General features: G+C 70.5%; 13 protein-coding genes. 2 read left to right on the top strand and 11 right to left on the bottom strand.

Features of this window, described 5'->3' with window-relative positions:
• Window positions 1-117 precede the first annotated feature (117 nt).
• The 9 genes from ACZ5U5_RS27110 to ACZ5U5_RS27070 form a co-directional block, all read right to left on the bottom strand.
• A complete protein-coding gene (locus ACZ5U5_RS27110) occupies window positions 118-945 on the bottom strand; it encodes an HAD family hydrolase (protein ID WP_469026448.1) in 828 nt (275 codons plus the stop codon).
• A complete protein-coding gene (serS, locus tag ACZ5U5_RS27105; protein WP_469026445.1) occupies window positions 942-2,231 on the bottom strand; it encodes a serine--tRNA ligase in 1,290 nt (429 codons plus the stop codon). Before serS ends, ACZ5U5_RS27110 begins: the two co-directional genes overlap by 4 nt.
• 582 nt (window positions 2,232-2,813) lie before the next feature.
• Entirely contained in the window at window positions 2,814-3,749 is a 936-nt protein-coding gene (gene pheA / locus ACZ5U5_RS27100) for a prephenate dehydratase (RefSeq protein ID WP_453449170.1), read from the bottom strand.
• 113 nt (window positions 3,750-3,862) lie between these two features.
• A complete protein-coding gene (efeB, locus tag ACZ5U5_RS27095; RefSeq protein ID WP_469026443.1) occupies window positions 3,863-5,095 on the bottom strand; it encodes an iron uptake transporter deferrochelatase/peroxidase subunit in 1,233 nt (410 codons plus the stop codon).
• Between the two features lie 11 nt (window positions 5,096-5,106).
• Window positions 5,107-7,119, bottom strand: coding sequence for a copper resistance CopC/CopD family protein (locus ACZ5U5_RS27090; RefSeq protein WP_469026440.1), 2,013 nt, complete (start codon window positions 7,117-7,119; stop codon window positions 5,107-5,109).
• 14 nt (window positions 7,120-7,133) lie between these two features.
• Window positions 7,134-7,622, bottom strand: coding sequence for a copper chaperone PCu(A)C (locus ACZ5U5_RS27085; RefSeq protein WP_469026438.1), 489 nt, complete (start codon window positions 7,620-7,622; stop codon window positions 7,134-7,136).
• Window positions 7,619-8,269 carry an SCO family protein gene (locus ACZ5U5_RS27080; RefSeq protein WP_469026435.1) on the bottom strand — a complete coding sequence of 217 codons (651 nt, stop codon included), beginning with the start codon at window positions 8,267-8,269 and terminating at the stop codon, window positions 7,619-7,621. Before ACZ5U5_RS27080 ends, ACZ5U5_RS27085 begins: the two co-directional genes overlap by 4 nt.
• A gap of 80 nt (window positions 8,270-8,349) precedes the next feature.
• Window positions 8,350-9,108 (bottom strand): YcnI family copper-binding membrane protein, encoded by a 759-nt coding sequence (locus ACZ5U5_RS27075; RefSeq protein WP_469026432.1) that lies wholly within the window; start codon window positions 9,106-9,108, stop codon window positions 8,350-8,352.
• A gap of 165 nt (window positions 9,109-9,273) precedes the next feature.
• Entirely contained in the window at window positions 9,274-10,095 is an 822-nt protein-coding gene (locus ACZ5U5_RS27070) for a hypothetical protein (protein ID WP_469026430.1), read from the bottom strand.
• 269 nt (window positions 10,096-10,364) lie between these two features.
• Between ACZ5U5_RS27070 and ACZ5U5_RS27065 the strand changes: the two genes are divergently transcribed.
• Window positions 10,365-10,811, top strand: a complete 447-nt coding sequence (locus ACZ5U5_RS27065; RefSeq protein ID WP_363210263.1) for an ATP-binding protein — start codon at window positions 10,365-10,367, stop codon at window positions 10,809-10,811.
• A gap of 37 nt (window positions 10,812-10,848) precedes the next feature.
• Here ACZ5U5_RS27065 and pdxR read toward each other — a convergent pair whose 3' ends face one another.
• Window positions 10,849-12,324, bottom strand: coding sequence for a MocR-like pyridoxine biosynthesis transcription factor PdxR (gene pdxR, locus ACZ5U5_RS27060; protein WP_469026428.1), 1,476 nt, complete (start codon window positions 12,322-12,324; stop codon window positions 10,849-10,851).
• A gap of 47 nt (window positions 12,325-12,371) precedes the next feature.
• On the opposite strand from pdxR, the gene ACZ5U5_RS27055 reads away from it, so the two are divergent.
• The gene (locus tag ACZ5U5_RS27055) at window positions 12,372-12,893 is read left to right on the top strand and encodes a carboxymuconolactone decarboxylase family protein (protein ID WP_469026425.1); all 522 of its coding nucleotides are present in this window, start codon (window positions 12,372-12,374) and stop codon (window positions 12,891-12,893) included.
• A gap of 74 nt (window positions 12,894-12,967) precedes the next feature.
• Here the strand turns inward: ACZ5U5_RS27055 and ACZ5U5_RS27050 are convergent, their stop codons facing one another.
• A complete protein-coding gene (locus tag ACZ5U5_RS27050; RefSeq protein ID WP_469026423.1) occupies window positions 12,968-14,473 on the bottom strand; it encodes an aminopeptidase P family protein in 1,506 nt (501 codons plus the stop codon).
• Between the last annotated feature and the right edge of the window lie 34 nt (window positions 14,474-14,507).

The raw sequence follows: 14,507 nt of genomic DNA, 5'->3' as shown, positions 1-14,507 counted from the left end.
CCGCTGCGCTCCACCCTTGACACCCTCCCCTCCCCCCCCCCCCCGCCCCCCCCCCCCCCCCCCACCTCCCCCCCCCCCCCCCCCCCCCCCCCCCCCCCCACTGCGTGGTGCTCAGAACTACTGGCCGAGAAGCTTCTCCAGGACCACCGCGATGCCGTCGTCCTCGTTCGACGTCGTCACCTCGTCGGCAACCGTCTTGAGCTCCTCATGGGCGTTGGCCATCGCCACGCCATGGGCGGCCCAGCCGAACATCGGTATGTCGTTGGGCATGTCCCCGAAAGCGATCGTGTCCGCGGCCTTCGCGCCGAGGCGGCGTGCCGCGAGGGACAGGCCCGTCGCCTTGGAGAGGCCGAGGGGAAGCAGCTCGACGATGCCCTCGCCGGCCATCGTCACGCCGACCAGGCCACCCGCCACCTGACGCGCCATCGAGGCCAGCTCGTCGTCGCTCAGGCCCGGGTGCTGGACGTACACCTTGTTCAGCGGAGCGGCCCACAGCTCGGCGACATCCGTGAACGGCACGGCGGGCAGCGGGCCGTCCTGCACCGCGTACCCAGGGCCGACGATCACTTCGCCGTCGAGGCCGTCACGGCTGGCGGCAAGCGCCAGCGGACCGATCTCCGCCTCTATCTTGGCGAGGGCGATACCGGCGAGCTGCCGGTCGAGCGTGACGGACGTGAGCAGCCGGTGCTCGCCCGCGTGGTAGACCTGCGCCCCCTGCCCGCACACCGCCAGGCCGTCATAGCCCAAGTCGTCGAGGATGTGCCGGGTCCAGGGCACGGCACGGCCGGTGACGATGATGTGCGCGGCGCCCGCCGCGGTGGCCGCGGTGAGCGCGTCGCGCGTACGCGCCGAGACCGTGTCGTCGGAGCGCAGGAGCGTTCCGTCGAGGTCGGTCGCGACGAGCTTGTACGGGAAGGACGGCGTGGCGGGAGCAGGGTGGCTCACTTGTTGATGGGCTCCAAGATCTCTCGTCCCCCCAGGTACGGACGCAGTACCTCGGGCACCCACACGGAGCCGTCGGCCTGCTGGTGGTTCTCCAGAAGGGCGACGATCGTGCGCGGAACGGCGCAGAGCGTGCCGTTCAGCGTCGCGAGCGGCTGCATGACCTTCTTGCCGTCGCTGTTGTCCCGCATACGGATCGACAGGCGGCGGGCCTGGAATCCGTCGCAGTTCGACGCGGAGGTCAGCTCGCGGTACTTGCCCTGCGTCGGGATCCACGCCTCGCAGTCGAACTTGCGCGAGGCCGAGGCGCCCAGGTCACCCGTGGCCACGTCGATCACCTGGAAGGGCAGGCCGAGGCCCGTCAGCCAGTGCTTCTCCCACTCCAGGAGCCGCTGGTGCTCGTTCTCCGCGTCCGCCGGGTCGACGTACGAGAACATCTCGACCTTGTCGAACTGGTGCACGCGGAAGATGCCGCGGGTGTCCTTGCCGTACGTACCGGCCTCACGGCGGAAGCAGGGCGAGAAGCCCGCGTACCGCAGGGGCAGCTTGTCGGCGTCGATGATCTCGTCCATGTGGTAACCGGCGAGCGCGACCTCGGAGGTGCCGACCAGGTAGTAGTCGTCCTTCTCCAGGTGGTAGACGTTCTCGGCGGCCTGGCCGAGGAAGCCCGTGCCCTCCATGGCGCGCGGGCGGACCAGCGCGGGCGTCAGCATCGGGATGAACCCGGCTTCCGTCGCCTGCGCGATCGCCGCGTTCACCAGGGCCAGTTCGAGCAGGGCGCCGACACCGGTCAGGTAGTAGAAGCGCGAGCCGGAGACCTTCGCGCCGCGCTCGACGTCGATGGCGCCGAGCGCCTCGCCGAGTTCCAGGTGGTCCTTGGGCGTGAAGCCCTCGGCCGCGAAGTCGCGCGGGGTGCCGATCGTGTCGAGGACGACGAAGTCCTCCTCGCCGCCGACCGGGACGTCCGGGTGGACCAGGTTGCCCAGCTGGCCAAGGAGGCGCTTGGTCTCCTCGTCGGCCTCGTCCTGTGCGGCGTTGGCCGTCTTGACGGCGGCGGAGAGTTCGCCGGCCTTCCTCAGGAGGTCGGCCTTCTCGTCACCCGAGGCCTTGGGGATGAGCTTGCCGAGCGCCTTCTGCTCGGAACGGAGCTCGTCGAAGCGGAGCCCGGACGACCTGCGCCGCTCGTCGGCGGAGAGCAGGGCATCGACAAGTGCGACGTCCTCTCCACGGGCGCGCTGGGAGGCGCGAACACGGTCGGGGTCCTCACGGAGCAGGCGAAGGTCAATCACCCCACCAGGCTACCGTCGAGCGGTTCCGGCTCTCGACTCGATATTCCCCTGCGATGCGTTATGACCGATTTGCCGGAATGGGAATTCCCGACGCGGTCCACCTCGCGATCTACCCCGTGAGCATCGGGCTCAGGGTCAATGAAATGGGCCCCATTCCCCGAAATGGGGCAGAGGGGACTCGCTGCCTTGACCCGATCTCCTTGCGGGAGACGGGACTTGGGGCCTCGTTGTCCACAGGAATATCCCCTGCCGAAAAGTTATCCACAGGCTGTGCGAAAGATCTGTGGATGCCGGAAGAGATCGTTCCGAAAGCCGCATGCGCGACGAAGGATTCCCGTCCCAAACCACCCTCACACCCACTTTCGAGTGGAAATGGTTCGCTCCAAAGAGTTGATCAATGGAAAAGAGTGGACGAGGGGTGACGTGCGCGACTGTGGACGGACTTGTGGGTTGTAGGCCGATTTGTCGACCATGTCACGCTTCGTTGTCGACTTGTCCCCAGGTCGAGAACGGGCCCTGTGGATAACTTTGTGGACAACGTAAATCAGCAGGTAAGACCGCCCGCCCGACCCGACGGTCGGCTCAGAACCGGCCGTCCTGGCACTGGGTCAGCCAGTCCGACGCCGCGAGGAACTCGCCGTCGGTGGTCCCCGGCCGCGGCGGCCGCAGATCGGCGGGCGACACTCCCGCACGCGGGTACGAACCGAGGAAGCGCACCTGGGGGCAGATCCGCTTGAGGCCCATCAGGGCCTCGCCCACGCGGCGGTCCGTGATGTGGCCCTCGGCGTCCACGGAGAAGCAGTAGTTGCCGATGCGCTGGCCGGTGGGCCGCGACTCGATCCGCATCAGGTTGACGCCGCGTACGGCGAACTCCTGGAGCAGTTCGAGCAGGGCGCCGGGATGGTCGTCGCCGAGCCAGATGACCACCGAGGTTTTGTCCGCGCCGGTCGGCGCCGCGGGGCGGGCCGGACGGCCCACCAGGACGAAGCGGGTCTCGGCGGTCGCCGCGTCGTGGATCTCGCTGACCAGCGGCTCAAGGCCGTACGTCGCCGCCGCGAACTCGCCCGCGAAGGCCGCGTCGAAGCGTCCCTCCTGGACCAGGCGCGCGCCGTCCGCGTTCGAGGCCGCCGACTCCCACAGGGCGTCCGGCAGGTTCGCGGCCAGCCAGTTGCGGACCTGCGGCTGGGCCACCGGGTGGCCGGTCACCGTCTTGATGTCCTTGAGCTGCGTGCCCGGCCGGACGAGCAGCGCGAAGGCGATCGGCAGGACGACCTCGCGGTAGATCATCAGGGGCGCGCCTTTGGCGAGCTCGTCGACGGTGGTCGTGACCCCGCCCTCGACGGAGTTCTCGATCGGCACCAGCGCGGCTGCCGCGTCGCCGCTCCGGACCGCGTCCAGCGCGGCCGGCACGGACACCATCGGGACGAGCTCCCTGGTGGCCGCTTCCGGGAGCGTACGGAGGGCGGCCTCGGTGAAGGTGCCCTCGGGACCGAGATAGGTGTAGCGCATCGCCGACATACCGTCACCCTAATGGCCTGCCCGTGGCACGGCTCACGCGTCTCACCAAGCGGCGCCCGCCTCACACACGCGCCTCACACACGTCCCGCCTCACACACGTACGCCACCCGGGGCTACCCCTCCAGCAGCCGCTGCCCCACGTACTCGCCCTTCGCTGCCCCGCCCGGCACGGCGAACAGCCCGCTCGCCTCGTGCCGGATGAACTCCGACAGCGCGTCCCCGCGGTCGAGCTTGCGCTGCACCGGCACGAAGCCGCGGAGCGGGTCGGCCTGCCAGCAGACGAAGAGCAGGCCCGCGTCCGGCTCCGCGTCCTTGTCGAAGCCATCGTGGTACGAGAACGGGCGGCGCAGCATCGCGGAGCCGCCGTTCTGGTCGGGCCGGGTGATGCGGGCGTGGGCGTTGAGGGCGATGACGTACTCGCCGTCCGCGCCCGCCTTCTCCAGCTTCGGCTCGGTGGTCTCCGTGCCGCCGGTCAGCGGTGAGCCGTCCGACTTGTGACGCCCGATGACCGCCTCCTGGTCCTTGACGCCGAGCTTCTCCCAGTCGTCGAGGAGCATCCGGATGCGGCGTACGACGACGTACGAGCCGCCGGCCATCCAGGACGGGTCCCCCGTGGCGGGCACGTAGATCCGCCGGTCGAAGTCGTCCTCGGACGGCTTCGGGTTGTTCGTGCCGTCGATCTGGCCCATCAGGTTGCGGGTGGTCATCGGCTGCGCGGTCGCGCCGGGCGAGCGGTTGAAGCCGTTCATCTGCCAGCGCACTCGCGCCGCGTCGCCCGCTTCCTTCTGGAGTGCGCGCAGCGCGTGAAAGGCGACGAGCGGGTCGTTCGCGCCGATCTGCACCCACAGGTCGCCGTCGCTGCGCGCCTTGTCGAGATGGTCGGAGGAGAAGTCCGGCAGCGGGTCGAGCGCAGACGGGCGCTGCTTCTCCAGGCCGGTGCGTCCGAAGAAGCTGTGCCCGAAGCCGAAGGTGACGGTCAGCGACGACGGGCCGGCGTCCCGGGCGACATCCGTGTCCTCGCCCGCGGGAGCCTTGCCCGCCATCAACCGCTCGGCCGTTGCCGACCAGCGGCGCAGCAGCGCGGCCGCTTCCTTGCGGCCCGCTCCCGCCTTCAGGTCGAAGGCGATCAGGTGCCCACGGGACTGGACGGGCGTGGTGATGCCGGGCTGATGTTTCCCGTGAAACATGACCGTGTCCGCGCCAAGGGACGCCAGCGACGCCGCCTTGCCGGGGGTGTCCGAGGGAGCCGCGGCATACCCGGCCGCACCGCCCGCCGCGCCGAGCGCGAGACCGGTGGCGCCGGCGGTGCCGAGCAGCCGCCGCCTCGAAATCCCGTTGTCCGCCATGGTGGTTCCGTTCAGCCGATCTGCGCGTTCTTGTTCACGGTCACTTGGTCGATGTCGGAGGTGCGCACCGTCACCGCGACCTTCCAGTTGCCCGCCATCGGGATCTGGACCCCGCTGGAGCTCCAGTGTCCGGTGGCGATGTGGTCCGGGACGACGGGCAGCGGCCCGACATCCTTCGACTTGAGAGTGAACGACACCTTCACCTCGGGGATGTCGAAGGCGCTGCCGTTCGGCCGCTTCACGAAGATGTGCATCTCGTTGCTGCCGGTGCGGCCGGGGTCCAGGTCGAGCTGCAAGGTGCCCTTGCCGTCCTCGGAGCCCGTGTCGAAGGGGATCTTGAGGGTGAGCGGGCCCGACCGCTGGGCGGCCGCGGCCGTTTTCGAAGCCGCCGCTTCCTCCTCCGTGCGCGCCGGCTCGGTCGAGGTGAGGACCGTGGTGACGGCGAGCAGGACGACGGCGACGCCCGCCTCGGCGAGCACGGAGCGCCGCAGTCCTGACCGGTTCGGGTCGGCGTCGCGGATCCGCTTCTCGCGGGCGGTGGTCATGGCGGCCTGCTGGCGGGCGAGCTGGGCGGAACGCTTGGAGTCCTTGCCGTCCTTGGACCCCATGGGCCCCTTGGAGTCCTTGGAGTCCGTGCCGGTGCTTCCGGCAGGCACCGTCACCGGCTTCTTCTCCACACGCTTGGCCGCTGTGCGCTTCTCGGCGTGCTTCTCGACGACGGTCGTCGCGGCGGCCTCCGGAGCCATGTCGCCCGCCTGGCCGGCGATGCGCGCCGTCCAGCGCCGGGAGATCCAGGCGATGCCGACGAGGACGACCACCAGGCCGACCTTGATGAGGAGCAGCTGTCCGTACCACGTACCGGTGAGCGCCGACCATGAGCCGACCTGACGCCAGGACTGGTAGAGCCCGGTCGCGGCCAGGGCGACGACGCTGCAGAACGCCACGCGCGAGAAGCGCCGCACCGCCCCGGCCTCGACCGACGGCGCGAAGTAGAGGGCGACGACGAGCGCCGCGAGCCCGCCGAGCCAGGCGGCGACGGCGAGCAGGTGCACGACGTCCACGGGCATCGCGACACCGGCCTGGATGCCGGTCGAGGCGTGCTCGGCCATGGCCCAGGTCGCGCCGAGCCCCACGGCGACGACGCCTCCGCCGATCGCGAGCCCGAAGGTGAGGTCCTTGCGCTCCTTGGGGTCGGTCCGCTTCTCGTACGCGCCGAAGAGCACCGCGATGAACAGCGCGGCGGCGGCGAGCAGCAGCAGCCGTGAGACCAGCGCGGCGCCCGTCTTCGTCTGCAGAACGTCGCCGAGCTTGGCCATGTCGAAGGCGTCGGCGATCTTCCCGGACCCGGTGTAGGGAGCGCGGAGCAGCAGCATCACGAGGGTGGACGCGGTGAGCGTGACCCAGCCGGACACCACGAGGCGCTGCACGGGGCGTACGCCGGCGCCGCGCGGCCAGCAGCCGAGCACGAAGGCGGCCCCGCCGACGACGAGGATGAAACCGGCGTACGAGAGGTAGCGCGTGAAGTCGTAGAGCCCGCCCACGAACCCGCCGCCCGCCTCCTGGTCCGGCAGCGCGACCTTCGTGTCGGAGGGCGCGCCCACGGAGAAGGTGTACGCCCCGGAGATGGGGTGGCTGTCGGCGGAGACGACTTGGTAGGCCACGGTGAAGGTGCCGTCGGGCAACCCCTTGTGCAGCTTCACGCCGTACGTGTTCGAGCCGAGGTCACTGGTCTTGCCGGTGTCGACGCGCTTGCCGGCCGGGTCGAGCACCCTTACGGAGCCGTCGGACATGGCGACCTTCTCCGAGAAGGTCAGCGACACGCTGGTTGGCGCTTGGTCGACCACCGCCCCCTGCTTGGGGTCGCTGCCCGTCAGCGCGGCATGGGCGGACGCGGGCGCCGCCGTGGCCAGCAGGGCGCCGAGGAAGACGGCGACGACGAGCAGGAGCCGTCCGACGCCGGGGGGTATCCCGAGGCGGGCGGTTGCCCCGTGGCGAGCTCCACGGCGGAGAGCGATGGTCTGCATCAGCGATCAGTCCCTCAGTGCGACGTGTGCTTGCCGGGCTTGGGGTTGTACGTGGCGGCCTTCACCGGAACCTCAACGTCGATGGGGTCCGACTTCGCGAAGTGCAGCGTCACGGCGACCTTGTCGCCCTCCTTCGGCTTCTGCTTGAGCTCCTCGAACATGAGGTGGTTGCCGCCCCGCGTGAAGTCGAGCTCGCCGTTCGCGGGCACGTCGAACGACTTCTGCTCCTTCATCGCGTTGCCCTTGGTGCTGTGCAGCGTGACCTTCTTCGCGATCCCGCTGGTGACCGAGGTGAGCTTGTCGGCGCCGCCCTTGTTCGTGACGGTGAAGAACCCGGAGGCCATGGTGTCCATGGCGGGCTCGGGCATGAAGGCACCGGCGACCTTGAGCTCGGGCTTTTCGGCGGTCTTGTCGGCCTTGCCCGCGGACGCCTCCGAGCAGCCCGCGAGGGCGAGCCCCGCGGTCAGGGCCAGGGCGCCGCCGGTGAGGATGCGGCGGTTCACGGGGTCGCTCCCTGGACGATCTTGGGGAGGTCCTTCGTGTAGTCGTCCACGGTGGTGTCCTCGCCGTACAGCACGTACCCGGCGTCGGTCTTCGGCGAGAACGCGATGACCTGCGTGCCGTGCATCGAGACGACCTTGCCCTTCTCCTTCTTGGAGGGCTCGATGCTGATTCCGAGGGTGCGGGCGCTGCCCTGGATGGTGTCGAAGTCACCGGTCAGACCGATGAAGTCGGTGTCCTGGGCCTTGAGCCACTTGCCGAGGGCCGCGGGGGTGTCGCGCTCGGGGTCGGTGGTGACGAAGACGACCTGGAGCTTGTCCTGTTCGGCCTTGGGCAGCGCCTTCTTGGCGACGGCGATGTTGCTCATCGTCAGGGGGCAGACGTCCGGGCAGTTGGTGTAACCGAAGTAGATGAGCGTCGGCTTGCCCTTGGTCTGCGCGCGCAGGTCGTACTTCTTGCCGTGCGTGTCCGTGAGGACGAGGTCCGGCTTCTCGAAGGGCTTGTCGAGGATGGTCGCGGCCTTGTCGCCGTTGGACTCGACGGAGACGTCCGCGACGGGCTTCTTGCCGTCGTCACCGCCACCGCAGGCGGACAGGGTGAGGGTGGCCGCGGCCAGCATGGCGGCGGCGAGCAGCTTCTTCTTGCGCATACGAAAATGTCCCAGATGTGAGGGGGGCCCGGGCGCACCGGGGGCAGGCGAAACGCCCCCGGTGCGGCCCGAAGGGTGGCTCAGCTGTTGGTGCGTCGACGTCCGGCGAGCACGCCGAACGCCACGCCGGCGGCGCCGACGACGATGCCGACGATGCCGAGGACCCGGGCGGTGGAATCGCTGCTGTCGGCCGAGGCGGTCTCGCTCTCGTCGCCGGACTTCGCGTCTTCCTCGGCGTCATCGTCGTGCGAGGCGGCGGCGCCGTGGCCGTCCTCGGACGCGGCGGTCAGCGCGAGGGCCGGCGCCGGGTGCTCCGGCTCCTCCTGGCCCTTCTGCTGCGGCTCGATCCAGCGGACGACTTCCTTGTTGTCGTACGTCTGGACGGCCTTGAAGACGAGCTCGTCGGCGTCCTCGGGGAGCGCGCCGAGGGACAGCGGGAACTTCTGGAAGGAGCCGGGCTGGACGCCCTTGCCGTCGGCGGTCCAAGTGACCTTGGAGACGGCCTCGTCGATCTTCTCGCCGTGCATCTCGAGCGGCTTGTCGAGCTTTGCCTTGGTGACCTTCGCGGTCCAGCCGGGGACGGGCTGAGTCATGACGGAGGCGAGCGGGTGGTCCTTGGGGAAGGACACCTCGAGCTTGGTGGTCGAGGCGTCGTCCATCTCGTTCGGCACCTTGAAGTTGACCGTGGCGTAGCCGCCCTTGGCGGCCTCGCCCTCGGCCGAGACGCTGACGTGCGCGAGGGCGGGGACGGAGAGCAGCAGGACGGCGGAGGCGGCGACGCCACCGACGACGGAGACGCGGGAGGCCTTGACGGTGGACAGCGCAGACAGAACAGACATGGCAGAAACACTCCACTTTCAGCGGTGATGACCAGCACCGCCGATCAGGTCGGCAGCGGTGATCAGGGGAGAGTGCGCGCGGCGGCGAACCGAGCGGGCACGCGCGCGTGGACGCCGCCGGCCGTGAGGCACCTCTCCGTAGTGCTGCGGTAGGAGTGCGTCGCGTCAGGCAGCGAGTGCGAGTGCGGCGGTGGCCGGCGGCCCTCGCCTGATCACCGTGTGCTGGAGCGCGGTGGTGTGCGGCTTCGACGGTCCCAGGAAAGCCGTGCGGGGCGCGCGGAGACCGGCGCCGGGAGCCCCGGGCAGCCCGGCGCGGAGGGCGCGTACGAGACCGAGTGCCGCGCGCAGAGAACGGACGAGCGCCCCCTCGGCGACTCCATACGCCCCGTATGCCGAGAGCCGCACAAGGCGGAGCAGCGCGATGTCGCCGCGGCGCAGCAGCCAGCCGGCGGCGACGGCGGCGAGTACGTGTCCCAGGAGCATCGGAAGCGACGGGAGCAGCGACATGGAGCCCATCGCGGTGTCCGCCGTGGAGGCCGGAGCGCTGTGGTGCGGGGGATGGCCCGCGGCCCCGGCGCCCGGTTCCATGCCGGCCGTCGTCAGGATCCGGTGGGCCTGGGCGGGGCTGAGGGTGGCTGCTCCGGCCCCGCACACCAGACGCGCGGCCCGCTCCACCATGGAGGGCTCGGCGGACGCCACCGCCGTACCGCCGTGCTGGCCGACACCGAAGAGCGCATGCAGTCCCACCTGCCCGGCAGCGAGTACGGCGGCGATGCCCGGCAGTGAGCGCTCACGTCCGGCGAGCAGTGCCGCCACGGCGAAAACGGCGACGAATCCGACGCCCAGCGTCCACAGCGGGACGGCGGCGCAGGAAGCGAGCACATGGCCCCCGGCGGACAGCACGACGCAGAGCACGGCGAACACCGCGGCTCTCAGCAGCCGGAGGTCGACTCCGGCGCGCGCTTCGCGCTGGTGGGGGGCAGTCATGGCCGGAACATCATTGCACTGGGCCCAACCGCCGCATACGGCAGGTCCGCAAGCTCCCAAGGATGCCGATGAGTGGCGATCGATGCCCATCGGCACCGAATGGGTGGCTTTGGAGGGGCGCGAAAGAGGCTTGTGAGAGGCGTGTCTACACCGTCCGCGGCCATCCGCGCGTCGGCCGTATGGGCGGCATCACGTTAACTGCGCGCTTATACACGGGCGCTTGCGGCAATACGTATCGGTATGTCGAGCCGCGGCCAGGAGGCTGGAGCATGAGCATGTGGTGGTCTCTCCATTTGCGGCGCGAAGCTGCGAGCGTCCCGCTGGCCCGCCGGTTGCTGATGGGCACGATGGAGACCGCGGGGGTGGATCCTGACGTCTCGTACGACCTGTCGGTGGCTCTCAGCGAGGCCTGTGCCAACGCGGTGGAGCACGGCGGCGACGCGGTGCCCCCCGAGGGGGCGGCCGGTGCCTATCGGGTGACGGCGTACCTGGACGGCGAGAAGTGCCACATCGAAGTGGCCGACTCGGGCCCGGGATTCGTCCCCGTCGCGCAGCCCGCATCGGACACCGCCGAGCACGGGCGCGGTCTGTACCTCATCCAGGAGCTCGCCGACCACGTGCACTTCGGCAACAAGCCGGGCGGCAGGGGCGGCACGGTGATCAGTTTCGACAAGATCCTCAAGTGGCGCGAGGACACGCCGCTCGTCACGGCCTGAGGAGCGGCCCCGGTCGAACCGGGGGCCACCCGACGGCTCAGCCGGGCGGCAGTGCCCTGCACAGGGCCTCCAGGGCTGCTCCGTAGGCATGCTCCGGCGGAGTGGAATAGCCGACGACCAGGCCGTCGGGCGCGGGCATCGTGGCCTCCGGGTGACGGAAGTCGGCGAGGCCCTCCAGGGCCAGGCCCTGCCAGGAGGCCGCCTTCGCCGTGGACTGTTCGGTGCCGGGCGGCAGCCGCAGGACGGCGTGCAGGCCCGCGGCGACTCCGGTCGGGCTGATGTGCGGGGCGTGCGTGGCCAGGGCGGCGACGAGCTGGTCGCGGCGCCGGCGGTAGCGCTGGCGCATCCGGCGGACGTGCCGGTCGTAGTGACCCGACTCGATCAGCTCGGCCAGCGTGAGCTGGTCGATCACACTCGCCCACGCCTCTCGTTCGCCCTTCGCCGCGAGCACTCCGTCGATGAGGTGTTCGGGCAGAACAAGCCACCCGATGCGCACCCCCGGAGAGAGGCTCTTGCTGACCGAGCCCATGTAGACGACGCGTTCGGGGTCCAGGCCCTGCACGGCACCCACCGGCTCCCGGTCGTAGCGGAACTCGCCGTCGTAGTCGTCCTCCAGGACGAGGCCGTCGCGGGTGCGCGCCCAGTCGATCACCGCCGCGCGGCGGGTCGGATGCAGGGGGCCGCCGGTCGGGAACTGGTGTGCGGGCGTGAGCAGTACGCCCCGGACTCGCTGACCATCCGTCAACTCCTCGACCCGGGCGCCCTTTTCGTCCAGGCCCAGCGGAACCGTGCGTACGCCCGCGGTGGCGAGGATCGACTGATGGAAGCCGAGGCCGTACGACTCGACGGCGATGGGGTATCCCCTGCTCGGGCGAAGCCGAGAGCTTGGGGAAGGCCCCTGCAGCATCCCGCCTCCCCCGCTCCCGAACAGCAGCCGCAGGGCGTGCGCGAACCCGGAGCACACCACGATTCGCTCCGGGTCGGTACGCACCCCGCGGGCGCGCCCCAGATAACCGGCGAGCGCCCGGCGCAGCTCGACGCGCCCCTGTGGGTCACCCGGCCCGAAGGCCTCGTTCGGCGCGGAGTTGAGGGCGCGCCGGGCCGCGGCGAGCCAGGCGGCGCGCGGGAAGGAGGCGGCGTCGGGCTGGCCCTGGCGCAGGTCGTACGTGGGTGGGGCGGGCGTCGCGGGCCGGGTGGGCGCCCGCTTGGGGACGCGGGTGCGGGTGGGCGGCGCCGCCCGCTCGGCCACCCGGGTGCCGGATCCCTGCCGTGCGGTCAGCCAGCCCTCGGCGACCAGCTCGGCGTAGGCGTCGGCGACGGTGTTGCGGGCGATGCCCAGATCGGCGGCGAGGGAGCGGTATGGCGGAAGCGGCGTCCCCGGAGCGAGCCGCCCCTCGCGCACGGCGTCCCGCAGCGCGCGGATGAGGACGGCCCGGCGGCCACCCGCCCCGGAGAGCTCCAGGTGCAGGTCACTCCCGATGCGCTCCGCCAGATTGACCCACGATTCCGCCATGAAAATGCACCCTATCCGAGGTCTATCCCACCCGTAGATTCATGGTCATGACGAACACGCAGATCGCCCCGCACACCGCCACGCAGACCGCCGCCGGGACCACCGTGCAGACCTCGGCCGCCGTTCCCCGCCTCAACTTCGCCAAGGTCGCCCCCAAGGCATTCAAGGCCGTGATCGGACTCGACGCCGCCGCCCGCGAGGGCCTCGACCCGGCCCTGGTCGAGCTGATCCAGATCCGCGCCTCGCTGCTCAACGGCTGCGCGTACTGCCTTCACATGCACACCTCCGACGCGCGCAAGGCGGGCGAGGACGAGGCACGGCTGCACATGGTGAGCGTGTGGCGCGAAGCCAGGAACTTCTTCACGGAGAAGGAGCAGGCGGCCCTCGACCTGACCGACGCCGTCACGCTCGTCCACCAGGGCGGTGTCCCGGACGACGTCTACGCCCGCGCGGCGGCGCATTTCGACGAGTCGGAGCTCGGCCACGTCCTGGCCCTGATCTTCACCATCAACACCTGGAACCGCATCGCCCTGAGCACCGCCAAGGTGGCGGGCGAGGACGAGCGCTAGACCCTGCCCCGAGACACGAAACCGGGCCCCTTCTTAAAGAAGAGGCCCGGTTCCGAAGGGGACGGAGGAGGCTGTCAGCCCTTGAGCTCGGCCATCCACGCCTCGACGTCATCGGCACGCCGCGGCAGCGCGGCCGACAGGTTCTTGTTGCCGTCGGCCGTCACGAGGATGTCGTCCTCGATCCGCACGCCGATGCCGCGGTACTCCTCGGGCACCGTCAGGTCGTCCGCCTGGAAGTACAGACCGGGCTCGACGGTCAGGCACATGCCGGGCTCCAGGACACCGTCGGCGTACGTCTCCCGGCGCGCGGCCGCGCAGTCGTGGACGTCCATGCCGAGCATGTGACCGGTGCCGTGCAGGGTCCAGCGGCGCTGGAGACCCAGCTCCAGGACGCGCTCGACCGGGCCCTCGACCAGGCCCCACTCCACGAGCTTCTCGGCGAGCACACGCTGCGCCGCATCGTGGAAGTCACGGAACTTGCCGCCCGGCTGCACCGCCGCGATACCGGCCTCCTGGGCCTCGTACACGGCGTCGTAGATCTTCCGCTGCAGCGCGTCGAAGCGGCCGTTGATCGGCAGCGTCCGCGTCACGTCGGCGGTGTAGTACGTGTGCGTCTCCACACCGGCGTCGAGCAGCAGCAGCTCCCCGGAGCGCACGGCGCCGTCGTTGCGCACCCAGTGGAGCGTCGTGGCGTGCGGGCCCGCCGCGCAGATCGAGCCGTAGCCGATGTCGTTGCCGTCGACGCGGGCGCGCAGGAAGAACGTGCCCTCGATGTAGCGCTCGCTGGTCGCCTCGGCCTTGTCCAGGACGCGCACGACGTCCTCGAAGCCGCGGGCGGTCGAATCGCACGCCTTCTGCAGCTCGCCGACTTCAAACTCGTCCTTGACCAGACGGGCCTCGGAGAGGAAGACGCGCAGCTCCTCGTCGCGCTCTGCGGTGACCTTGTCGGTCAGCGCGGCCTCGATGCCCGCGTCGTGTCCACGGACGACGCGGACGGGGCCGGTCGCCTCACGCAGCTGCCCGGGGAGCTCGCGCACGTCCGACGCCGGGATGCCGTACAGCGTCTCGGCCTCGGTGAGGGAGTGCCTGCGGCCGACCCACAGCTCGCCCTGGCCGTCCAGCCAGAACTCGCCGTTCTCGCGGTTGGAGCGCGGCAGCAGGTAGATCGTCGCCTCGTGGCCGCTCGTGCCGTCCGCGAAGTCCGTCGGCTCCAGGACGAGGACGCCGTCCTCCGTCTGGTTGCCGGTCAGGTAGGCGTACTCGACGGAGGCGCGGAAGGCGTACTCCGTGTCGTTCGAGCGGGTCTTGAGGTTGCCCGCGGGGATCACGAGGCGCTCGCCCGGGAAACGCGCGGAGAGCGCGGCACGGCGGGCGGCGGTGTGCGCGGCCTGGGCGATCGGCTGCAGGTCGTGCAGCTCCGTGTCGGCCCATCCGGACTTCATGTTCTCGGCGAGCTCGTCGGAGACGCCCGGGTACAGGCCGTTCTTGCGCTGCTTGATCGGCTCTTCCTCGGACTCGATCTCCAGGTCTTCCGGGTTCTCCGGGTTCTCCGGGTTCTCCGGAATGAGCTCCTCCGACACGATCTGCCTCCTATGTACGACACTGGGCCCCCTC

It is taken from the genome of Streptomyces sp. NPDC033177 (assembly GCF_055577715.1).
This window is presented reverse-complemented; position numbering and strand designations above follow the sequence as displayed.

Excerpts from the sequence above, each read along its gene's own strand:
- pheA (WP_453449170.1), bottom strand. The coding sequence starts at position 3,749 with ATGTCGGCGATGCGCTACACCTATCTCGGTCCCGAGGGCACCTTCACC.
- efeB (WP_469026443.1), bottom strand. The coding sequence starts at position 5,095 with ATGGCGGACAACGGGATTTCGAGGCGGCGGCTGCTCGGCACCGCCGGC.
- ACZ5U5_RS27090 (WP_469026440.1), bottom strand. The coding sequence starts at position 7,119 with ATGCAGACCATCGCTCTCCGCCGTGGAGCTCGCCACGGGGCAACCGCC.
- ACZ5U5_RS27080 (WP_469026435.1), bottom strand. The coding sequence starts at position 8,269 with ATGCGCAAGAAGAAGCTGCTCGCCGCCGCCATGCTGGCCGCGGCCACC.
- ACZ5U5_RS27075 (WP_469026432.1), bottom strand. The coding sequence starts at position 9,108 with ATGTCTGTTCTGTCTGCGCTGTCCACCGTCAAGGCCTCCCGCGTCTCC.
- ACZ5U5_RS27070 (WP_469026430.1), bottom strand. The coding sequence starts at position 10,095 with ATGACTGCCCCCCACCAGCGCGAAGCGCGCGCCGGAGTCGACCTCCGG.
- ACZ5U5_RS27065 (WP_363210263.1), top strand. The coding sequence starts at position 10,365 with ATGAGCATGTGGTGGTCTCTCCATTTGCGGCGCGAAGCTGCGAGCGTC.
- pdxR (WP_469026428.1), bottom strand. The coding sequence starts at position 12,324 with ATGGCGGAATCGTGGGTCAATCTGGCGGAGCGCATCGGGAGTGACCTG.
- ACZ5U5_RS27055 (WP_469026425.1), top strand. The coding sequence starts at position 12,372 with ATGACGAACACGCAGATCGCCCCGCACACCGCCACGCAGACCGCCGCC.